Annotated in this window: 22 protein-coding genes; 3 read left to right on the top strand and 19 right to left on the bottom strand. The window is 39.4% G+C overall.

The genetic code is table 11. The features are described from left to right. Positions 1–34: 34 nt before the first annotated feature. The 9 genes from ACP3VS_RS08040 to ACP3VS_RS08000 form a co-directional block, all read right to left on the bottom strand. Positions 35–2,251, bottom strand: a complete 2,217-nt coding sequence (locus tag ACP3VS_RS08040; protein WP_426388521.1) for a YheC/YheD family protein — start codon at positions 2,249–2,251, stop codon at positions 35–37. A 97-nt stretch (positions 2,252–2,348) separates the two neighbouring features. Continuing rightward, entirely contained in the window at positions 2,349–2,780 is a 432-nt protein-coding gene (locus ACP3VS_RS08035; protein WP_031419634.1) for a hypothetical protein, read from the bottom strand. A 158-nt stretch (positions 2,781–2,938) separates the two neighbouring features. Then, positions 2,939–3,652, bottom strand: coding sequence for an HAD family hydrolase (locus ACP3VS_RS08030; protein WP_012293951.1), 714 nt, complete (start codon positions 3,650–3,652; stop codon positions 2,939–2,941). 60 nt (positions 3,653–3,712) lie between these two features. Further along, on the bottom strand, positions 3,713–4,084 hold the full coding sequence (locus tag ACP3VS_RS08025) for a DMT family transporter (protein ID WP_012293950.1): 372 nt from the start codon (positions 4,082–4,084) through the stop codon (positions 3,713–3,715). A 12-nt stretch (positions 4,085–4,096) separates the two neighbouring features. Continuing rightward, positions 4,097–4,420 (bottom strand): DMT family transporter, encoded by a 324-nt coding sequence (locus ACP3VS_RS08020; protein ID WP_012293949.1) that lies wholly within the window; start codon positions 4,418–4,420, stop codon positions 4,097–4,099. A gap of 46 nt (positions 4,421–4,466) precedes the next feature. Then, complete coding sequence (locus ACP3VS_RS08015; RefSeq protein WP_031419630.1) at positions 4,467–4,679, bottom strand: helix-turn-helix domain-containing protein; 213 nt, start codon at positions 4,677–4,679, stop codon at positions 4,467–4,469. A gap of 11 nt (positions 4,680–4,690) precedes the next feature. Further along, positions 4,691–5,329: a DUF2975 domain-containing protein gene (locus ACP3VS_RS08010; protein ID WP_036161312.1), complete on the bottom strand. Its 639-nt coding sequence runs from the start codon at positions 5,327–5,329 to the stop codon at positions 4,691–4,693. Positions 5,330–5,465: 136 nt separating this feature from the next. Further along, positions 5,466–6,983 carry an ABC transporter permease/substrate-binding protein gene (locus ACP3VS_RS08005; RefSeq protein WP_036161309.1) on the bottom strand — a complete coding sequence of 506 codons (1,518 nt, stop codon included), beginning with the start codon at positions 6,981–6,983 and terminating at the stop codon, positions 5,466–5,468. After that, a complete protein-coding gene (locus ACP3VS_RS08000; RefSeq protein ID WP_198694806.1) occupies positions 6,976–7,929 on the bottom strand; it encodes an ABC transporter ATP-binding protein in 954 nt (317 codons plus the stop codon). Before ACP3VS_RS08000 ends, ACP3VS_RS08005 begins: the two co-directional genes overlap by 8 nt. Before the next feature lie 254 nt (positions 7,930–8,183). Here ACP3VS_RS08000 and ACP3VS_RS07995 point away from each other — a divergent pair, with 254 nt between their 5' ends. The 3 genes from ACP3VS_RS07995 to ACP3VS_RS07985 all read left to right on the top strand — a co-directional run bounded on the left by ACP3VS_RS07995 (position 8,184) and on the right by ACP3VS_RS07985 (position 11,046). Next, entirely contained in the window at positions 8,184–9,578 is a 1,395-nt protein-coding gene (locus tag ACP3VS_RS07995) for a hypothetical protein (RefSeq protein WP_426388520.1), read from the top strand. Between the two features lie 129 nt (positions 9,579–9,707). Continuing rightward, positions 9,708–10,493 (top strand): glucosaminidase domain-containing protein, encoded by a 786-nt coding sequence (locus ACP3VS_RS07990; protein WP_230584372.1) that lies wholly within the window; start codon positions 9,708–9,710, stop codon positions 10,491–10,493. 109 nt (positions 10,494–10,602) lie between these two features. After that, positions 10,603–11,046, top strand: a complete 444-nt coding sequence (locus tag ACP3VS_RS07985) for a hypothetical protein (RefSeq protein WP_230591380.1) — start codon at positions 10,603–10,605, stop codon at positions 11,044–11,046. A 393-nt stretch (positions 11,047–11,439) separates the two neighbouring features. Here the strand turns inward: ACP3VS_RS07985 and ACP3VS_RS07980 are convergent, their stop codons facing one another. The 10 genes from ACP3VS_RS07980 to ACP3VS_RS07935 all read right to left on the bottom strand — a co-directional run bounded on the left by ACP3VS_RS07980 (position 11,440) and on the right by ACP3VS_RS07935 (position 21,363). Next, positions 11,440–12,270 carry a C40 family peptidase gene (locus tag ACP3VS_RS07980; RefSeq protein ID WP_207889825.1) on the bottom strand — a complete coding sequence of 277 codons (831 nt, stop codon included), beginning with the start codon at positions 12,268–12,270 and terminating at the stop codon, positions 11,440–11,442. Next, positions 12,267–13,052 carry a serine hydrolase gene (locus tag ACP3VS_RS07975; RefSeq protein ID WP_031419620.1) on the bottom strand — a complete coding sequence of 262 codons (786 nt, stop codon included), beginning with the start codon at positions 13,050–13,052 and terminating at the stop codon, positions 12,267–12,269. The genes ACP3VS_RS07980 and ACP3VS_RS07975 overlap by 4 nt, the downstream gene beginning before the upstream one ends. A 7-nt stretch (positions 13,053–13,059) precedes the next feature. Continuing rightward, positions 13,060–13,992: a S66 peptidase family protein gene (locus ACP3VS_RS07970; RefSeq protein ID WP_036167947.1), complete on the bottom strand. Its 933-nt coding sequence runs from the start codon at positions 13,990–13,992 to the stop codon at positions 13,060–13,062. After that, complete coding sequence (locus ACP3VS_RS07965) at positions 13,989–14,942, bottom strand: ATP-binding cassette domain-containing protein (RefSeq protein ID WP_012293937.1); 954 nt, start codon at positions 14,940–14,942, stop codon at positions 13,989–13,991. Before ACP3VS_RS07965 ends, ACP3VS_RS07970 begins: the two co-directional genes overlap by 4 nt. Continuing rightward, the gene (locus tag ACP3VS_RS07960; protein WP_012293936.1) at positions 14,929–16,002 is read right to left on the bottom strand and encodes an ABC transporter ATP-binding protein; all 1,074 of its coding nucleotides are present in this window, start codon (positions 16,000–16,002) and stop codon (positions 14,929–14,931) included. The genes ACP3VS_RS07965 and ACP3VS_RS07960 overlap by 14 nt, the downstream gene beginning before the upstream one ends. Further along, a complete protein-coding gene (locus ACP3VS_RS07955) occupies positions 15,995–16,969 on the bottom strand; it encodes an ABC transporter permease (RefSeq protein ID WP_012293935.1) in 975 nt (324 codons plus the stop codon). The genes ACP3VS_RS07960 and ACP3VS_RS07955 overlap by 8 nt, the downstream gene beginning before the upstream one ends. Next, a complete protein-coding gene (locus ACP3VS_RS07950; protein ID WP_036161306.1) occupies positions 16,969–17,913 on the bottom strand; it encodes an ABC transporter permease in 945 nt (314 codons plus the stop codon). The genes ACP3VS_RS07955 and ACP3VS_RS07950 overlap by 1 nt, the downstream gene beginning before the upstream one ends. 83 nt (positions 17,914–17,996) lie before the next feature. Then, positions 17,997–19,826, bottom strand: a complete 1,830-nt coding sequence (locus ACP3VS_RS07945) for a peptide ABC transporter substrate-binding protein (RefSeq protein ID WP_426388519.1) — start codon at positions 19,824–19,826, stop codon at positions 17,997–17,999. Positions 19,827–20,024: 198 nt separating this feature from the next. Continuing rightward, on the bottom strand, positions 20,025–20,819 hold the full coding sequence (locus tag ACP3VS_RS07940; RefSeq protein WP_012293932.1) for a M55 family metallopeptidase: 795 nt from the start codon (positions 20,817–20,819) through the stop codon (positions 20,025–20,027). Further along, complete coding sequence (locus ACP3VS_RS07935) at positions 20,803–21,363, bottom strand: M15 family metallopeptidase (RefSeq protein WP_207889824.1); 561 nt, start codon at positions 21,361–21,363, stop codon at positions 20,803–20,805. The genes ACP3VS_RS07940 and ACP3VS_RS07935 overlap by 17 nt, the downstream gene beginning before the upstream one ends. Positions 21,364–21,647: the final 284 nt, after the last annotated feature.

Here is a 21,647-nt window from a genome sequence, read left to right as displayed (position 1 = left end):
TTTTTATATGCATTCCGTTATCGTGACGTAATGATTATTCTTCTTTCAATGTTTGGTCCAAATATTTCACCGTCTCAAACATATTCGTTTTACTAGCTCCCTTTACGAGAATCGTATCATGAGGTTGTATGAGTTTATCTAGCAGTGCATGCAAGGCATCTTTATTAATAAAGTGGTGGACCTTGGATGGGTCCATCCCCATCTCAATTGCGGCATTACTCATTTCATCAGTCCTAAATCCATAAGTGATGAATTCATCAATACCTACCTTATAAATATACTCGCCAACCTTCCGATATTCTTCTTCCCTCAACACCCCAAGCTCCCGCATTTGTCCAATAATCGCTACTTTTCTTTTTTTGGCAATATTGGTCAATACATCAATGGCAGCTCGGACTCCTTGTGGATGGGAGTGAACCGTATCATCTATGACCGTTATATCATCACGCAAGTTATAAATCGTTAATCGTCTTGGTGGCTTTTTAAAGTTGAGCCCTGCCTGGATATCCAATGGACTAAACCCTAAATAATCAGCTACAGCTACAGCATTAAGCGCATTATAAACATGATGCTCCCCTAAAATAGGAATATACAATTCTATTTCTTGACCATGTAGCTTCATTTTAAAGGACATGCCGATATCCTTATACTGAAGGTCATATGCTCGGTAATCTGCATCACTTTTTATGCCCACCGTTAACATTTTCCCTTTAAATTGCTGTGTCTCTAAATATCTTGAATTATCATCATCCTTATTCAATATAAGTAGCCCTTGTTGGTCCATCCCATGAATCAGTTCCGACTTTGCCTTCGCAACCCCTCTTACATCCCCATCAAAGTTACCTACATGGGCCAAACCAATATTCGTCACAATACTAATATTCGGCTGTATAATGCTACAGTGATTCGAAATAATACCTGGGTACGCCATGCCGTATTCTAATACGACAGCCTGATGAGAGTCATTGATTTCTTCCTTATGCTTTTTTGTATGCTCTGTCGTATTCCAATAATCCTTCGATTCAAACACATTCCATTTTTTTGATAAAATCGAACCGACAAATGCCTTGGTTGTTGTTTTTCCTGCACTTCCTGTAATGGCAATAATAGGTAAGTCCTTTTTAGCCTCCACTTGATTGCTTTTTGGTTGAACAATATCTTTTTTGACGTCCGTTTGATTGTTTTTCTGTTGAACCATTTTCTTTTTTACAGGTTTATGGTTTTTTGCGAGATACATCGCATAGCGGATAGAATTAATGACGACGTCTAATTCTAAATAAAAAGCAGGAGGACAGCCCGGGCGCCAATTTACCTCATACATCCAAATTTTTTGTTGTTGATCTAAACCGACGTCAATGCCTATTTCATCAATGACTTCCCCGAACTTTTCCATTTGTATGTCATCTAGATGATGCGCCAGTGCTAAAGAGAAATGCTCAAGCATTCGTCGAATATTGTAAGCTTCTTCCTTGAACTCTTGCTCTAAAAATGGGTCTAAATAATTGGTGAATCCACCATTATTTATATTTGGGATGATAGAGCCATTTGGAGCAATCCGAGGGTAGACAGTCGTCACCACCCATTTACCTTCACCATTTTTTTGTACATGCAGACGGAAATCATATACCTGGCCTGCCTTTGTAATGGATTGAATATAAGGCTGCATAATAAAAGTACCAGACGCAAGTTGCTCTTTTAATAAGGCATCTAATTGTGGCTTCGAATAGATTGTATTCGTACTATCTTTTCTCACCTCAAAATTCTTGGGTCCGGCCTTCGTAATAAAATAAATACCCTTTCCTTTACGTCCATCAATTGGCTTAAACACAACTCTTTTATAATAATGGATGAAGTTATGAAATACATCAGCATTCTTGACAATTTCAGAAGGAATCAAATACTGTTCAAATTCCTTGGCTTCTTTTAATCGTTTCATAACATTCCATTTATTCCCTATCGAATAGGTCGTAAAGGGAATTTCTTCTTTTAAGCGCTCAATAATCTCTTTAGACACAGATAACTTCTCTGGACTTCCCGCATTATAAATAACATCTGGAAAGGGCATTGTTTTTTCCTGCCATTGCCCATTCTCATATACCTTAGCGCGAATGCTACGTTTTTCAAAATCAACACTTTTAGGTGTAAAGTAAAAAAACTGTGCCCCTTCTGCCTTTGCAACTGCCGCATATGCATATGACTTGAGAACTGTCGTCGGATCAAGTCGATGATGCAGCATACCAATAATCGTCATAGCTAAACTTCCTTTCATTAGATTCTATCTCTATTACATTCACTCTTAATCCTTTTCATATAGACAGATGCTCTAGCTCTAGTCGTTTAATAGGATGCTACCATTTAGGTTCAATGATAAATTTCCCTTTTAGCATATCTGGCTTTAATAGCTGAATCGCAGAAATACTACTAAGCTCAATGGATTTTTCTGTACTTGTCTTTTCTAGCCTCACTACATCCGCAAGGGAATTGGTATCGTTCCCCTCATAATCAAAGGCACGTAGCAAAGACACCGTGCCACGATATCGATCTTTATCGACGTCCTCTATTCGGAAAAACTCCGTTTCAAAGTCCTTTACCGTATCCATTAGTCTTAAATGTGCGCCACTATTGGTAATTAAAAAAAACGGAATCGTATCACTCCCAACTATTTTTACAAGCAGCTGACCGAAATATTTAGAATGAAAATCCATCATAATATCCTGAAGATCCTTCAAATCGCACAAAGCTTCGCATAAAAAATGATTTCTTCTTTTCTCACTATTCAAATTGTAGCCCCCTCCCTAGTCTGAATAAGTATCCTAGTCTCCGTAAGTTGCCCTCTCGTTATAATATGTAGCGATACATAATATGACGACTTTTTCACAAAGAAACTAAAAAAACCTCTACCAAACGAAATGAGTGGTTAGAGGTTCGAAGCAAATCATTATTTGACAAGGCTTGCCAGTAGCTGTTCTAAATCATATTGTTCCAAATCATCTATTGTATGATGACCTGTAGAAAACGGTAATTGCTTGGTGATGGTATTGGGAACCACTACCGTGTGAAGACCCGCTGCCAAAGCTGCACGTGCTCCATTCGGTGAATCCTCCATAGCTATCGCTTCATTAGCACTTACACCTAATTGTTCAAGTGCCTGCACATACAGCTCAGGATCAGGCTTAACATTTGTCACCGTATCAGCGGTACAATAACAATCAAAAAACTCTCGTATACCCAATGCATCTACAAATCGATCAATCCATGAACGGCTTGAACTACTTGCAAGACCAATTTTTAAACCCGCTTCCTTTGCTTGCTGCAAAAGATTTAAAATACCAGGCCTTATCACTTCCAACTCCATCAGTTCCGCATGCCTTCCTTGAATGGATGTTCGAAATGCCTCCTCATCTAAATCCATTTGATGATGTGTAACTAGATAGGTATAAGGATTAAAATCCTGAAGATTTGTACCAAGGCATTTTGCATACGTCTCTAACGATAATGCCACACCATAAGATGCATAAGCATCCTTAAAAACTGTATACCAAGCTGTTTCTGTATCAATAATCGTCCCATCAAAATCAAAAATAATCGCCTTCACTAGCCCATCCTCCTCCCCTAAACGGTCATTTGCAATTCCTGCATTGCTATCCGCCATTTTTCTGACTCTATCCGTCTATTTCCACATGCTATCCGTCACTTTCCTACTGCTATCCGTCTATTCTGGCATGCTATCCGTCACTTCCACTTTGCTATCCGCCCCTCTATCATTTCGATTTCCTTCATTTAGCAAAATAACTCCGCCTATTATGAGTGCAATCCCAAGCGCAGAGTAGAGGTTAAACATATCGTCCCAAATGACAATACCTACAATAACCGTCAAGGCGGTGCCGACACCTGACCAAATGGCATAGGCCAGGCTTAGTGGCAAAGTTTTCAAGCATAGGGATAGGCTGTAGAATGATATTCCATAGCCAAGTGCCACCGCCACAGATGGGCCTAGAACTGTAAATCCATCTGAAAGCTTCAGCATAGTTGTTGCAAAAACCTCACTGATAATCGAGAGTGTTAAAAATAAATAGCCTTTCATCTCGTTAGCCTCCTAATGACTACCCGCAAGATTAAGTACCACGACACCTAAAATAATACAAAGAATCCCTAGTACCTTCTTACGATTAAATAATTCCTTATACAGTACAACACCCACGATGGCTGTTAGTGCTGTGCCTAATCCTGCCCATATTGCATAGGCTGTGCCAATGGGTATTGTTTTTAGGGTTAAGGCTAAACAATAAAAGGCCGTGCCATAGCCGACCACTACTCCGAGAGATGGCCAAATACGAGAGAAGCCTTCCGTACGCTTGAGCATAGAGCTTGCAAAAACTTCTGCTACAATGGCGATAAATAAAAAACTGAAAACCATCATTTTTATGAAAATCCTTTCTTGCTGCTATGTTTAAATGCTACAATGATTAATCTTCATCCTCGACATATTCTAATATATCTCCCGGCTGACAGCCCAGAGCCTTACAGATAGCATTTAAAGTAGAGAAACGAACAGCTCTTACCTTACCTGTTTTTAAATTAGAAAGATTGACAATTGACACATCAACCCTTTCTGCAAGCTCACTCAGTTGCATTTTACGATCCGCTAGCATCCGATCTAAACGAATAATTATAGTCATATTTTCACTTCCTAAGCTGTTGCATCATATTCATCTTGGAGAAATGTACCATAACGGAAAATACGCGCAATGGTCCAAATCACCAAACCACATAGTAATAATGTCCAATTAATGCCTGTGTAATGATAGCTGATCCCTGTAATAAAATCTGTCTTTTCCAATAAGGATTCAAGCTTAAACGGTTGCATCATTAGATAGACGATATATGTACGGAATGCACTTACAGTCAAGCTCAAGATTATCACACAATACGCAATTCTTTCTATTTTTATACTATTATCTAGCGAAAATATAATCCCTTTTGCTATATTACTTAAAATATTTCTTACTTGAACAACGATTAAAAACAGAATAGTTATGTATATGGTAGCAGTTACTAATAATTTCACGATATCCATTTTCCTGTAGTACATATCTTGAACTGTCTGCTTGGACAACAGCATTTCCAATCCCTCAAAATGAATGGAAGCTGTCACACTTGTCTTGACTAACCAATGATTCACAGCATCCTCTGACACAATCATTGCTACTATAAAAATAACTGCCATGCACGCCATGCCTAAAATCATGAGAGCCATGATGACCGTAAAGATGATCCGAAGCCCCTTTGTCAACAATTGAAATTCTTTGCTTTGAATTGTTTTCTCCATTTTTAGCATCCCCTTTCTTCTATTTTATTATACTGTTCCTTTTATCTCTATCAATAATAAATTAATGTTTATCATTAAATTATTATTGATATTAATAAAACCCTCTAGCACATTTCTACTAGAGGGTCATGATGGTTTATTTCAGTAAGCCGGCATTGACTAGATACTGATTAGCTACTTCTGCCGCTAGTTTTCCTTCTACATTCACTTGATAATTCATTTCCCGCATATCATCGTCTGTAATTTGATCAGCGAGTTTATCTAAGGATTGTTCAATCTCTGGATATTGGTTCAGCGTCTCTTTTCGTAATAATGGGGCTCCTTGATAAGGCGGAAACAGCGCTTGGTCATCCTCTAATACACGGAGCTTGTATTGACGAATTTCACTATCCGTTGAATAAGCATCGAGTAGGTTGATATCTCCCGATTCAATCGCTTGGTAGCGAAGCTTAGGCTCCATTGTTGCAAGGGAGGGAAACGCAATATCATAGCGTTTTTGAATCCCGACATATCCATCCTCACGATCATTAAATTCCAATGTAAACCCTGCTTTAACAGCTTGTTCTATCGATTTAAGGTCCGAAATAGTTTGTAGCTGATATCTTTCTGCCAAGTCCTCCGATACTGCTAACGCATACGTATTGTTATAGTTCATTGGGCTCAGCATCACCATATCAAATTGCTTTAGCATTCCATCTTTCGCCTGCCGATAGACATCTGCCTCATTATTATTGATGGCTTCTTGTTTTAAAAATTCTGAGATGGCTGTGCCTGTAAATTCTGGGTATATATCAATGCTGCCAGATTTCAACGCATTAAATACAAATGAGGTTTTACCCAGTCCTGGTTTTAATTGCACTGTTAAGTCTGTATCCTGCTCTATTAATAACTTATACATATTAATGAGAATTTCAGGCTCCGCTCCTAGCTTTCCAGCGATGACAATTTCATCTTGGTCTTTACCATTTAGAAGCGGCATGAAGACCATCATCCATGCAACCATACTCACAAGACTGACAGCTATTACTGTTTTTCTAAATGACAGCGACTCAAGCCTTTTCAGTAAAATATCGAAGATTAATGCTAATATTGCTGCAGGCACAGCCCCTAAAATAATGAGTGCGGTATTATTACGATCAATGCCTAGTAAAATAATATCCCCTAAACCACCGGCTCCAATTAAAGCAGCTAATGTGGCTGTGCCAACAATTAACACCATAGCGGTTCGAATACCAGCCATGATGACAGGCAGAGCAAGAGGCAATTCGACCTTCAATAAACGTTTAGGTGTGTTCATCCCCATTGCCAATGCGGCCTCCTTCAATGAAGGGTCCACTTCCTTGATGCCTGTATAAGTATTCCGTAGAATCGGTAAAAGTGCATAGACCACTAAGGCAATGATGGCTGGAACTTTGCCAATTCCGAACAGAGGAATTAATAACCCAAGTAACGCTAGAGATGGAATCGTTTGTAGCACGGCACTAATACCAATTATAGTTTCTGCTATTTTCTTTTTATTGGTTAAATAGATACCTAGCGGAATGGCAATAATGATGGCAAAAAATAGGGCTATAAAGGAGATTTGTATATGCTCGAGTAATGCTGCCAGAAGCTGTTCCTTTCGTTCTTCAAACATCGCCACGAAATTAGTCATGTGCTCGACCTCTTTCCTTGAAATCATTTGCGACATATTGCAGTATAGCTGTTCGAGTCACCATACCCATAATCTCCCCATTTTCTTCCACACCAAGAACGTTATGCTCTGTCAGTTTTTCAAGAATCGTTGTGATCGGCTCATTGATAGTAATCGTATCCCCTAGCTCACTAACACTTACGATTGGTTGCATAACCGTCCGAATATCAAACCTATTGTGAACTGAATTTACCCCTATAAATTGTTGGACAAAATCATTCACTGGATTTTCTACCATTTCCTGAGGAGATCCAATTTGAACAATTTCTCCATCTTTCATGACACATAGTCGATCCCCTAGCTTCAGCGCCTCCTGCATATCATGCGAGACAAAGACGATGGTTTTTTGAATTTTACGCTGCATGTCCAGTAGATCATCCTGTAACTTTGTACGACTGATGGGATCTAAAGCACTGAAAGGTTCGTCCATCAAAATAATTTCTGGATCAGCTGCTAATGCACGAATTACGCCCACTCTTTGCTGTTCCCCTCCAGATAACTCCTTTGGCTTGCGCTGACGATATTTTTCAGGCTCAAGGCCTACCAATTCCAATAGTTCATCCACACGCTTTTGAATTTTAGTTTTACTCCATTTTTTTAATTCTGGGACAATCGCAATATTTTCTTCAATGGTCATATGCGGAAAAAGAGCAATTTGTTGTAACACATAGCCGATACTCCAGCGTAACTCGTGAATATTATAATCACTTACTCTTTTTCCATTGATCCAAATAGTTCCTTCAGTCAATGGAATTAATCGGTTGATCATCTTCAATAAAGTAGTTTTACCACATCCACTTGGACCGATAATAACGAAGAATTCACCTTTTTTAATCTCCACGTTGAGGGCTTTGACAGCCACATGGTCGTTACTATACATTTTTGAAACATTATCAAATATTATCATTTGCCAGCTCCTTATATTTCGCGAATAAAATAGTAAATTTGTATTTCGTCTATATATTTCACAAATAATAGCCCTTCCAAACATTTGTACGAAGGCTAGTTGATTTACTACACTCCCAACTCCTCAATGGTAGTAAAACCTCTTTACTATTTATCATAGCATTTTATCCCTAATTACACATAAATCTACTAAATTGACTGTTAATTCCTCCGTATGAGAAGATAAAAAAAACGGCAATTGGGAGGTAGTGAACTATGAAGAATGTCTTTCAATTTATACCTATTAACAAACTGGCTGATAAGTTTCCCGAAAACTCTTGGTGGGCAAGCCATTACACGGATTTTAGTGAGAACGACCTTGTTGCGTACTATGAGGGAGATTTGAAGCTTCCTTTTCTTGATTTGGATTGGGACATTCCTTTCCCACAGCAAGACAATGTGATCATTATTGTTATTGATGGTCATTTGACGGTAGATCATTTATACAATGCAGAAACGGATGGTGCAATAGGACTGATGGTAATGGGCAATTTGACAGCTAAAAATATAGCTGTAGGTGGTCAGGAAATCTATGTTCACGGACATCTGACAGTAGAGGATATTTTGTGTGGCTCCTATAATCATGGGGAAACGATTGTCAATGGTCATCTTCAGGCAAACGTATTAGTTCAAGACGATGAGTATCGCTTTAACGTTCATGGACAGAAGTCACTGCAATGTATCGTCAACATTTGGCACGGAGATGGCGTTTTTCAGGAACTCCCTATCCGTATACAAGATGTGTTAATTGACGAGGTTTTTTATGATATGGATGACGATGAAGAAGAGATTGAATTTTCATTCGTCACATTGGTGAGTATCCTTAAAGAAGGACGCTCCGCACTGACTAATTTAAAGGAAATCCCCCACATCAAGAAGGCAACTCATGTATATTTTACGGACCATCACATCGATGTGGAAAATATACTAAAGCTAACAAAGTGTATTTTGATGACTGGAGACAAGCCTTATTTTGACCTTGAGGAACATGGTGTGCATTTCACTGTTCAGCGAGCGCATATCGATGATGACGGAGACAAGACGAATGATAGCATTTATATGAAAACCTCCCAGTATCATTATTTTATTTGGCTCAATGAAGATCAAACCGTCTCCCTATTGAGAAAATCATTCGATGAAGGAGATGAATGGTGGGACATTACGGATTTACCTCAGGACAATTTAGTGGATATTCAGGATCACTGGATTATGTTATTAACTTGTGTAAATGTCGCTACCCTTTATGTGCCTAAAATCGAGGTACAATATGTAGAACGAATTTTACAACATCCAGAAATTCAAGGGCTTGACGAGGATAACGATGGTTTCTGGGACGGTTCTAAATATTATAGTTTTCGTCAGGCCTATACGGATGAAGATGGTGATTTTATTCATGCTCGTATTGAAATTAAGACGCCTGATGAAGCGTATTATTTTTATTCATTAGAAAATCCATCCTATGTTTCTCGACACTACCAACCACCTAACCATTTTGGTCGCCACGAGATAGCTTTTTTAAATACTAGACGCTGGGAGGCTTCCGAACAATATTTTGAGAGATTTAAACAATATATGTCTCAAACTTTTAAGATAGACAATTCAGCGGAATGACATGGAACTATTTAACGTTCGCAACGTTCTATTAATGATATAAGCTATTTATTTACACACTTCTTTATTTCTCTTTCACTCTTTGTCATAATAAGAGATAGCTAAACTTTTAATAGAAGGGAGGGAGATGTGGTCACTACCAACATCAAGCCTATCATGAAATACGTAGTTAATTTTTTTAAAGGACTTCTGATTGCTGTCGTGGTTATTTGTATTTCATTTTTTATGGTGACCCAATTGTTTCATACGACAGAAAGAGAAGAGCCTGTCGTCATTGATGATCGCCCAAGTGCAGAAGAATTTATCGGCAAAATCGCTGAAACTGCACGAAATCTCGGTGCCAATAATGACTTATATGCCTCTGTGATGATTGCACAAGCCATTCTCGAAAGCGAGAGCGGACAAAGTGGTCTTGGCTCTGCCCCCAATTATAATCTGTTTGGCATGAAAGGCAGCTATCAAAATAATTCCGTGAAACTCGAAACGTCTGAGGATGATGGATCAGGTAATCTGTCTACCATTATGGCTGATTTCCGTAAATACCCTTCCTATGAGGCTTCTATGCAGGACTATGTAAAGCTAATGCGAAATGGAGTTTCGTGGAACAAGGAATATTATGCAGGTGTTTTCAAAAGTAACACCAAATCCTATACTGATGCGACGAAGTTTTTAACAGGCTCCTATGCCACTGATTCAAAATATAATGAAAAATTGAATTCACTTATCGCTCAATATGACCTACAGCAATATGACAGCCCGGTAAAGGATAAAAAAACGATCACAGTCACGGATGGTGACTCTATAGTAGATATCGCAGAGGTCTATAATGTCAACGTGACCTCTATTAAGCAATGGAATCAGCTAAGGTCAGATCGACTCGAAGCTGGTATGCAATTAAATATTTATCACTATTAGACGATAATCTCCATGCTCAGAAAATGGGCATGGAGTTTTTTTTTGCGAAACCAATCTTTTTCTCAAACGTCCTTATGTAAAAATGCGGCAAGGAAAGGATAGGACTATAGTGACTCGTACACAACTACTCAGCCTCATCATCATCAACCTAGTACTTTTGCCAATCATTCAACTTAGCTACAACTTATTATTTATGACTCAAATAGCTGAAAGCTTTTTTCAAATAGTCCTGTTCCCAATGTTGATAATTGTATTGAATCTGTTCCTTTGTTGCTGGCGACTAAAAATATCATTTTATATCCATTGGATCTTTATTTATGTGGGACAAGGTACTGCACTAGCCTGTTATTTCGTGTGGCATTATAGTCAATTAACACCCTTCCCACATATGCCTGTCGGTGAAGCAGCCTTTGATCTATACATGGTCACTTTTTTAATTGGTTTATGGCAGCTAGTCGCATTATTTGTCATCAATATTTTGGCGTTTGTCCTTTATTTATTTTGGCAAACCCTCCGAAATAATGACCATCAAAAAAAGCTTTATAGGCTTTGACCTAATAAAGCAAGACATTCTATATTGATTTGTCGGTGAATAACGGATTCTATTATGTAACGCCCCTATGATGCTTTAGCTATTGAGTATCCTTCTGAAGTGTATAAACCCCTCTCTTTAAGTTATGGACTTCATTCGTTAACCCATGGACATCTGTCTTTATTTCTTGAACCCTCCTCCTTAACATACAGATTTCTTACTTTCGCTCTTGGAACCCGTCCTTCTACATGGACATCCATCTTCCTTTTAAACTCATATCTGTCCAATTATATCTAGCGATGATTGACGACGTGTAAACCTTAATCCAACTACTCCCCTTCTACCCTTCAATTTTTTTCTAATATAGCATACTGGCCATTGGCTAGCTGCTTAATGGCAGTTAAAAAGAGAAGCCTATAGCTTGGGCTTCTCCGGAAATAAAGTACCTACTTCTGTTAGGGTTGTCGCTAAATCGTGACGATAGAGTGCATGCTGTTTATCTAGGCTATTGATGGTCACTTCGTTCCCACCAAGGGAAGAATGAACATACAAATTATCGCCCATGTATAAAGCTATATGACCTGGAAAATAGAGCAAATCACCTTTTTGTCTACTTTCTTTCTCTATTTTCACAATAGGAAAGCCCTCCACCATTTTAGCATCCCTAAAAATAGTAACCCCATTTAACATATAAGCAATTGAACATAAGCCGGAGCAATCGATTCCTAATGGTGATTTGCCACCCCAGCGATAAGGTGTAGCTAGATAGCCTAACGCTGTTTCGATCACGTTTTCTCGAAAAGAATGCTCGGTTATTTGCGTTTGAGATCGCTTTGCCTGTAGCCACTTAGTGCGAACATAGCCTATTTTTCCCGACACTAATTGTACAGCAGACCATTCTTCTGGTACGTCCTCTTGCGTAACAACGCCTATACTAGAACCTTTCACAAGAGTCATCAGCTTTGTGCTTTGGATACGAGGCTGCTGTAAAACATCTGCAAAACTTTGAATAATGATATGCTGTGCTTCTCTATGCCATAACGATACCTTATCTTCATCCAGCAGCAAATCAGCCTTCTGACAATATCCTTTATAACGATAGGCAGTTTGGACATATACCCAATCCTCATGACAGTCTGTCAGAATATCTACTGTCATGCCATAAAAAACTTCATCTATTAATTCAGAAGTTTCATCAGGCTTGACATGCAAATTGGCAATCATAGCTTTAATGATAGACTTCATTGCTGTTCCTCCCTCTGCTCCATCATATGGTCATAAACCACTTTTGAAAAACGACCAATAAGTTGGCGAGCCAACTCATTTTCCGTTACGTTTGTTATGAAAACACCAATCAGATAATCAATTGAGTTACTGTAGACAATACCTACATCATGATCGACTGTGTCAAGCCCTCCTGTTTTATGGGCTAGCTTTACATCATCTACGAGGTAGCGCTTTAAGCCTTCATGTGCGCGTTGTCTATTTAAAATATCGATGACAAGCCTATTGTAAGGTGGTGCTAGTAAATCCTGTTGATAAATACGTGTAAAAAGGTGAGCCATGTCCCATGCAGACGTAAAGTTGTCTAAACCCATTGCAAGGCGCTCGACATCCATCATTTTTCGCTGTAGCAACGTTTCCTGTAAGCCTATTTGACGGAAATAATCATTTAAAAATTCCATTCCTACTACATCAATTAGGACGTTTGTTGCTGTATTGTCACTTGTTATAATCATCCATACTAGTAGCTCATAAACGGTGCTTTGCGTCAGACGTTGCTCGCTTATTACACTAAAATCTACCCAATCAGCAGGAGATATGGGTAAGGACGAATGAAGGGATATGCTGTATTTCTCAAAATACGCTAAAGCAGCTAGAAGAATCGGCACTTTAATAATACTAGCACTCGAAAATGCCTCCCCTATTTGATGGCTAAATAGGAATTGCTCATTCTTTGGATTTTTTACAAAGAGGTGCACTTTGTAGGGAGTTTCATGGAGGAGGTCTTGGATTATTTTCTCCATATGACACCTACCTAACAACACGAATCTGATGATTGTCTGCATCCATCGTAATAGTTCTTCCTAAAGGCAGTGACAGCGTTGGTAAACAGTGTCCACACGCTATTCCTGAAATAATGGGTTTGTTAAAAGGCACTAGAATTTCCTCAAAAATCGTTTGTAGCGATAAACTTTGTTCTGGCTTTTGTGGATTTTCAGGTCCGCAATTGGTCCATGCTCCTAATAAGATACCTGCTACGTCATCTAATTTCCCCGCTAGCTTTAATTGCGTTAACATTCGGTCAACTCGTTGTTCACTTTCATCAATATCTTCTAAAAATAGAATTTTCCCTTTTGTATCAATTTCATAGGGTGTCCCAAGTGATGCTGTCACTAATGTTAAATTGCCCCCAATAAGTGTTCCTGTAGCACTTCCAGCTACGAGTTTAGACATTGGTTGATCTACAGGATTTTTTAAGTCATACTCCTCCATCTCTTCTGCCATTATGTGCTGACAAAAGGATTGCCAAGTATAATCGTCCATTTCCTGCCTAATAAACTCAGTCGAAGGCATGGGTGTATGGTACGTAACAAAGCCACTTAGCTGGTTGAAGGCTATATGTAAAGCCGTCACATCACTATAGCCTGCAAAGACTTTAGGATTCGCCCTCATTACCTCAAAATCTAAAAGTGGTAAAATTTTCGTTGCCCCATAGCCACCACGAACACAAAATATGCCGTCAATCGTTGGATCCTGAAACATTCGATGAACATCCGCCGCCCGCTGATGATCAGTGCCCGCTAAATAACCATGTCGCACGTGACACGTCTCTCCAACGACCACCTTCAACCCAAGCTTTTCAATACTCGCTATAGCCGGCTGTAATCTTTCCGGTGGAGTAGCACCTGAAGCACTTAGTAGACCAATTGTGTCACCTTTTTTCAAAGCCTTTGGACGAATCATTCATTTACCTCCCGTTTCAATAAAGTACGATAAACTGTTAATTCTTCTTCATTAGCTAAAATAAAATGTCCATCCTCAATTTCCACAAATGAAGGAGGACTGTCATCATAACGATGTTGTGTTGGATCATAAATCTCTACCACTTTCTCTCGTTCCCTATAAGGGTTTGGCTCCGGTACAGCTGATAGTAAAGCTCTCGTATACGGATGAAGTGGATGGATGAAAAGCCGCTCAGTTTCGGCTAGCTCGACAATTTTTCCTTTATAAATGACGGCCGTACGATCCGTGATAAAACGGACAACGGATAGATCATGAGCAATAAATAAAAAGGTTAAATGATTTTGCCGTTGAAGATTTGCTAATAAATTCAATACCTGTGCCCGAATAGATACGTCTAAGGCAGATATTGGCTCATCAGCGATAATAAATTCTGGTTCCATCACTAATGCACGAGCAATGCCAATACGTTGGCGTTGACCACCAGAAAATTCGTGAGGAAATCGATTCGAAAATTCTGGAAGTAGACCTACGTTTAATAGTGCCTTGCGTACCTTTTCCTGACGTTCTGCCTCATCTTTATATTTTTTGAAAGGATATAATCCTTCCGACACGATATAATCAACTTTTGCACGTTCATTGAGCGACGCCATCGGGTCCTGAAAAATCATTTGGATTTTCTGGGTAATTTCCAAATCCCAATCTTTCGGAATTTTCCCATGAATAGTTTTGCCATGATATAAAATTTGTCCCTCTGTAACCTCGTTGATGCGCATAATAGACCGCCCAATCGTTGTTTTCCCTGAACCTGATTCACCTACTAAACCAAATGTTTCGCCTTTAAAAATATGAAAACTAACATCATCAATGACCGTAAATGTATCTTTCCCCTTGCCAAAATTGACGGTTAAATTTTTCACTTCTAGTAACACTTCTTTATCACTCACTAGCATACTGCCTCCCCTCTGCAAAAAAGGCTTGTAAGGCAGCAGGAGGTTCTACCTTTGGGGCAAGTGGATCTAATAACCATGTTCGTGCATAATGCGTGTCACTAACCTGAAAAAAAGGTGGGCGCTCGATAAAATCAATTTTCAGCGCATATTCGTTGCGCGGCGCAAAGGCATCACCCTTTATTTCCTGAAAAAGATTGGGCGGCGTCCCTTTGATCGAATACAACGCTTCTCCCTTGGAGCCGAGCTGCGGTAAGGAGGAAATAAGGGCCCATGTATAAGGGTGCTTACTATTAAAGAAAATTTCATGAGTTTCCCCCACCTCAATCACATCACCCGCATACATCACCGCGATACGGTCTGCCACCTTGGCGACGACGCCTAAATCGTGCGTAATATAGACAATCGTTAAGCCATACTTCTGTTGGAGATTTTTTAATAGCTGCAAAATTTGTGCTTGAATGGTTACATCTAAAGCGGTTGTTGGTTCATCACATAGTAAAATATTTGGCTTACAGGCGATCGCAATCGCAATGACAATACGTTGACGCATCCCACCAGAAAATTCATGTGGGTATTGCTTATAGCGTTTTTTCACATCATGGATTCCAACATCTGTGAGTAATTTTAATGTTTCTTCATAAGCCTCCTTCCCCTTCAAGCCTTGATGTAACAATACACATTCCTCAATTTGCTTCCCGATCGTTTTTAACGGATTTAAAGATGTCATCGGGTCCTGCGTCACCATCGCTATTTCCTTTCCTCGTATCCGAAGCCATTCTTGCTCTGTCGTAAATTGGCCTAGATCCTGTGCTCGATAAATGATTCTGCCCTTTTTAATGCTGCCGTTTTTGTCGAGCAAGCCCATAATGGACTTCATGAGCACGGATTTGCCAGAACCAGATTCACCAACAATAGCTAAGCTTTCCCCTTTATAAATATCCAGAGAAATATCTCGAATTGCTGTTAATACACGACCACGTAATGTGAATTGAATGACTAAATTTTGGATAACTAATAGGCGTGATTTTTTAGATGTCACTAATTTCATCTCCTTATACATGGTTTTTCGGATCTGCTGCATCTGCAAAGGAATTACCAATAATATAAAACGCAATAGTAATGACACTTAATACAATACTCGGAAAAATTAGCTGATATCGTAAGTCTGGCGACATCATGAGCACACGCCCTTCATTGATTAAATTACCTAAGGACGGTTCACTAATTGGCAGCCCTAAGCCAATATACGTTAAAAATACCTCTGCCCCTATGGCAAAGGGAATAGCTAGACTCAACCGTAACATAATGACAGAAATTAAATAGGGTAGTAGATTTTTAAAAATGATACGGTAATCCGGTGTCCCTAAGCATTTAGAGGCTAAGTTGTATTCACGGTCGCGTAAAATAACAATTTGATTGCGAATAAATCTAGCCATTTCCACCCACCCCGTTATACACATGGCGATAATAATCGTTGATATACTTGGTCGTAAAATATAAGACATTAAAATCAGGACAATGGTTGTTGGGATATTATCAACAACGTTATACAGTTGTGTAATAGGCACCTCTAGCTTTCGCGAAAAGCCCCATAGTGTTCCAACTGTAATCCCAACCACGGCTTCTACTAAAGCGACTACACAGCCGATAAATAAGGATGTCCTTGTCCCCGCCCAAATTCGTGACCATAAATCCTGCCCAATTGAGTTTGTACCAAACCAAAACTCAGCATTAGGGGAAATATTACGTGCCTGCATCCCAGTTTGCTCATCTAGGTAAATTTCCGTTGGTGATTTTTGTGCTGGTAAATACGGCTGTAGGATCGTAAACCCAACAATTATAAGCACGCCAACTAATAAAAACACAGCTAGTCGATTTTTCAAAAAGGATTGCCATGTGGAACGCCAATATGAGTAATTAGAATGACCTGTTTCTTCTGCTTGTCGCGCATCGACTTCCACAAATTCAAACAATGTTTCCCGTGATTTATTAGAAATATTATGAATTTCATTCGTATACATGCCCATTAGCGTACTCCGCCTCCCTTGCCTAGTTTAATCCGAGGATCAACAAGCGCCATGGCAATATCCCCTAAAATAAGTCCGATGATACCAAGGGAGGAGAACACCAGCACTAAGCCTTGGACAATCGTATTATCCTGTCGTTGAATCGCATCAACGAGTAAGCCCCCCATCCCTGGGATGGAATACAAAGATTCTATATAAATAGAGCCCGTAATGGTGAACAAAATAGTGGCAGGTAAATATTGCGCCATTGGGATAAAGGCATTTCGTAAAACATGCTTGAACATTAATGTTCGTTCCTTTACTCCCTTAGCTCTCGCAAGTTTAATATAGTCCTTGTTCAATTCATCCACCATATAACGTCTCATCCACATCGCATAGGAGGCTGTAGGAGCCAACGCCATGGAGGTTAATGGAAGAATCCATGTAATCGGTCTATATTCATCAAAGAGCATCGGCAATTGAAAAAGATCTGTAATATACATTTGTATCACTAAATAATAAACAGCTGCAGGTACAGCTACGACAAAAACAATATAGCCTGTCCCAAGTCGATCGAGCCAACGCCCCTTACGATAAGCCATCATAATACCTAGCGGCACACCAATTAAGAGTGAAAGGGCAACAGCTCCTAAACCAAAAAGTAGTGAATATATAATTTTGTCCCCAATAATCGTTGTAACAGGTACATCCGTTCGATAGGTCACCGATTTCCCGAGATCCCCTTGTAATAATTTCGTGTAAAAGTTTCCTAGCTGGATAAGCAATGGATCCCGTAATCCTAGATTCGTTAAATAGATTTCTTGCTGAGCAGGAGACATTTTATCGGCTGCCGCACCTAAATATCCTTCCTCTGGCATTAATCGTAATAACGAAAAAACAATAGTAATAATAATAAAAAGGGTGAACACAGATTGTAAGAGTCGTTTTCCTATATAGTGCAACATCGCGCCATCCTCCTATGTCAAAAAGACTAAAGGAGATGCCGACTGTTCCTTTCGGTATCTCCTTTTTCATCTACGATCCCCTACTACTTTTTAGCATTAGCCAAAGCGTCAGCACGCTCTTGTTCCCACTGAGCAAGCGCTTTCTTAAAGTCTTCATTACTCATTGGTTTTTCCAAAACTTGCTGGCCTTTAAATTTCTCAGCAGTCACACCAAATGGTGAATACTGTGCCTCAAAAGGATTTAATTTAGATGCAACATAGCCACTACCACCCACGGAATAGGGAATTACAAAAGCTTCTTCAATTAAAAAGGCCTCTGCCTTTGCAAATAGCTCATAACGTTTTGCCACATCAATCGTTACTTTTGCTTCATCCACAAGGTTTTGATACGTCGTTTTTCCATTGGCTTCTGTATACCCCTCAGCTAATTCAGGTTTATTATAAGTACCATCCACTGTAAATGGATCCGTATACGTGGATGGATCCGCATAATCTGGACCCCAGTTCGCTTCTAAAAGCGCAAATTTACCAGGACGACGCACCTCAGATAAAAAGCCTGTCGCTGGACCTGCCTCAACAATAATGTCGACATAATCTGTCCCGAGTAATTTTTCAATTTGCTGCTCCACTACTTGGGAACGATTAGCCCAGTCTGGACTACCAGCATTATATGGCAATAACACTTTTACAGGGAATGTAGCTTTTCCCGCTAATGCCGCTTTGGCTTTTTCTTTGAACTCAAGTGCTAGTTCTTTATGAAAGGAGTCTTCATTGGAAATAGCTGCAAGCGGCGTTAATTGTGTGTAATCTACCCCTTCAACATCTACAAAGTTTTTTGGGGTAATCGTGTTGCTCAGCAAATCGGCTGGATTATAAGGCTCCATCGTTAGCATGGCGGAAACACGGTCCAGGGCATGAAATATTGATTTTCGGAAATTTTTGTTGTTGACGGCGACCTTCCAGTTATCTGGTTCATATTCTGCGTCAAATTGTGGGTTAAAGTTGAGAGCGTAGAAGTAGGTATAGAAGTTATTTTGTGTTTGACGAACTTGAGATTTTTTCTTATCATCCTTAAACCATTCATCAATAATGGAAGTAGGAATACTTGCGGAATCAATTTCTCCACGTAAAAACAGTTCAGGTGCTACCGTTGCTGCTTCTTTATTATATTTGTAGCGGATACGGTCAATCAGTACTTTGTCTTTATCCCAATACGTATTATTTTTTACTAGAACACGCTCATTTTGTGGCTCAAATTTATCTAAAATATAAGCGCCATTATAAAGGAAATTTTCCCGTGTTGTGCCAAAGTCCACCCCTTTTTCTGCAATGAACTTACCATTCATTGGGAAGAAACAAACGTAGTTTAACATAGAGAGAAAATAAGGTGTTGATGCTTCTAAAGTATATTCTACTGTATGTTCATCCAACGCCTTTATGCCTACCTGCTTGAAATCCGTTATGTCACCGTTATAGAATGCCTCTCCATTTTTTACAACTGTCGCAATCCAGGCTGTCGAGGATTCATTTTTGGCATCAAGAACATATTGTAAACCGTCCACAAAATCCTGTGCAAGTACATTCGCATATTCTTTCCCTTCATGTGTCACCCATTTGGCGTCATCACGCAATTTAAAGGTCCATACAGTGGCATCTTCATTTGCCGACCATTCCTTCGCTAATCCTGGCTGGACTACCCCGTACTTATCATATTCAATGAGACCATCCACCATATTCGCCGCCACCGCAAATTCATTCGTTTCAGACGTTTTTAAATAATTTAATGTTTTAATTTCCCCTGAATACACTACGCGATATTCTGATGCTTTTTCACTCGATGATTCATCATTGCAGGCTACACAAAACAATACGACCAGACAAACGAAAAGCCACCCATATTTTCTCACATGCATCCCCCTAGTCCTCTTTTTATAATGAAAATCCTATTGGAAGGACTGATGACATGACCCTCAATAGGATTTTTCAAACATTCGCTAGGTCAGTCTCTATTGACCCTCTCTCTATAGATGCCAACCAAAACTACTTATTCAACATGACAACAGCGTGTCCTATTGGCTCACACGTTCCTTAGTTAAAGCCCATCCTCACAGTCAAGTTAAAAATTGCAAAATACGTAGTACTTCATAAAAATCATCCGTGTTGAATTCTACAGAATTATGTGGTTTAAATGTGGCATTTGGATAAAAGGAATTACGATAAGCCCGTGTATGATCTCGATATATGATTTCTATCATAAAGCGCTCTGGCAATGGTACCTGAATATGCTCACGTGGCACCTTCATCGAGGACTCTACCAGTCTTTTGGTTTCCATAAGCGTTAGCTTCGGGCTGACACTAATAGTTGCATTCCCTATTCCTTCTTTTGTCGCGAAGGTCACAATGTTTTCATTGACGGTCTGAATTTCTTCAGTCAAGCCAACATCCCCACTGACAAACGAAACAGGAACACCATGTAGTGCCGCTGCATACGTATTAATTAAAAATTCACTCGCATACTCACCATTTATTTTGACATCTGCATACGTGCAAAGTGTATGGGCAAGCGGATTACGCGCACTTCCCCCTTTACTGTGATAGCCAATAAAAATCGCACGGTCAAAGCTTTGATCGAGACCCGCAACCATACACATCGGATCGTAAGTCCAGCCACGAATTACCTTACAGTTGATAGGTAAATTAGAAATATCGAGATTGCGTGCTGAATCGTGTGCATCCTTCAATAGTATTTCTGTTGCTCCCCCCGCTATCGCCCCTTCAATGGCAGCCTCTACTTCTTGTGTCATTTGTTTTTGAAAAAATTGATAGTCAGGTGCATTTAACTCTGTTTCACTCCAGGTAGTTGTACCCGTAATGCCTTCTATATCGGCGCTAATATAAACCTTCATTGAATCGAATCTCCTTTATTTCATGATTTTGAATCGTTACCTGAATGGCTCCGTAACAGGCCGTTTTAGCTTGAACTCGTCTTGCCCACGCCACGTTATGAAAATCGTAATGCCACCATTCCTCTGCATAATTACTAAAGCCTACTTGTGTCATACAGTTGTATAATAAACGTCGATGTTGACAAGCCTCTGGATTTTCATTTGAGTTATGTTCAAAATAGCGTGTAGCTGATTTTTCATTCATTTCATCAAAGGCTGTACCGAGATTCAAAGCTTTCCCTTGTCTATCAGCAAGCGTTATATCAATAGCACCTCCTGTTAAATGGGGTGCTAAATGAGCAGCCTCTGCGCTTGGTAAGGCGACATACTTTTTAGTTGCCTGCAGTAATTCTTGTTCTGTAGCATGTGGCAGAATGTGGGCCAATTGCTTTAAAAAATAACTAAATAAATACTGTTGAACTTGGAATGGGCGATAGCCATCATAGATTAGCAGGCTAAAATCCTCCGGTAATAGGGTCAAAGCATGCTGCAAGCGTTCAAACAAACCTTCACGTACATAAATGCTTCGTAAACTATTAGGAATCTTTTGCTGATAGTAAATAGGTTCAACAAAAATTCTTCTATGAAAACCTGTAATCTCGATAAGAGGCTCTTGGCTTTCGATAACAGATGGCCTCTCAGGTGAATTTTCATTTGAAGTCGTTCCAATTGGTTGAAAGAGGTTTACAATACTAGAACACCTCCTTAATTATTAGATTATTCAGTTTTTTAAAATGAATGTTATCATATCTCTCTAGCATTGACTAGATAAAAATACAATTATTACAA

The sequence above is a fragment of the Lysinibacillus sp. VIII_CA genome (assembly GCF_049943995.1).
GTDB lineage: Bacteria > Bacillota > Bacilli > Bacillales_A > Planococcaceae > Lysinibacillus > Lysinibacillus pinottii.
The sequence above is the reverse complement of the archived record's forward strand: the minus strand, read 5'-3'. Positions and strand labels throughout refer to the sequence as shown.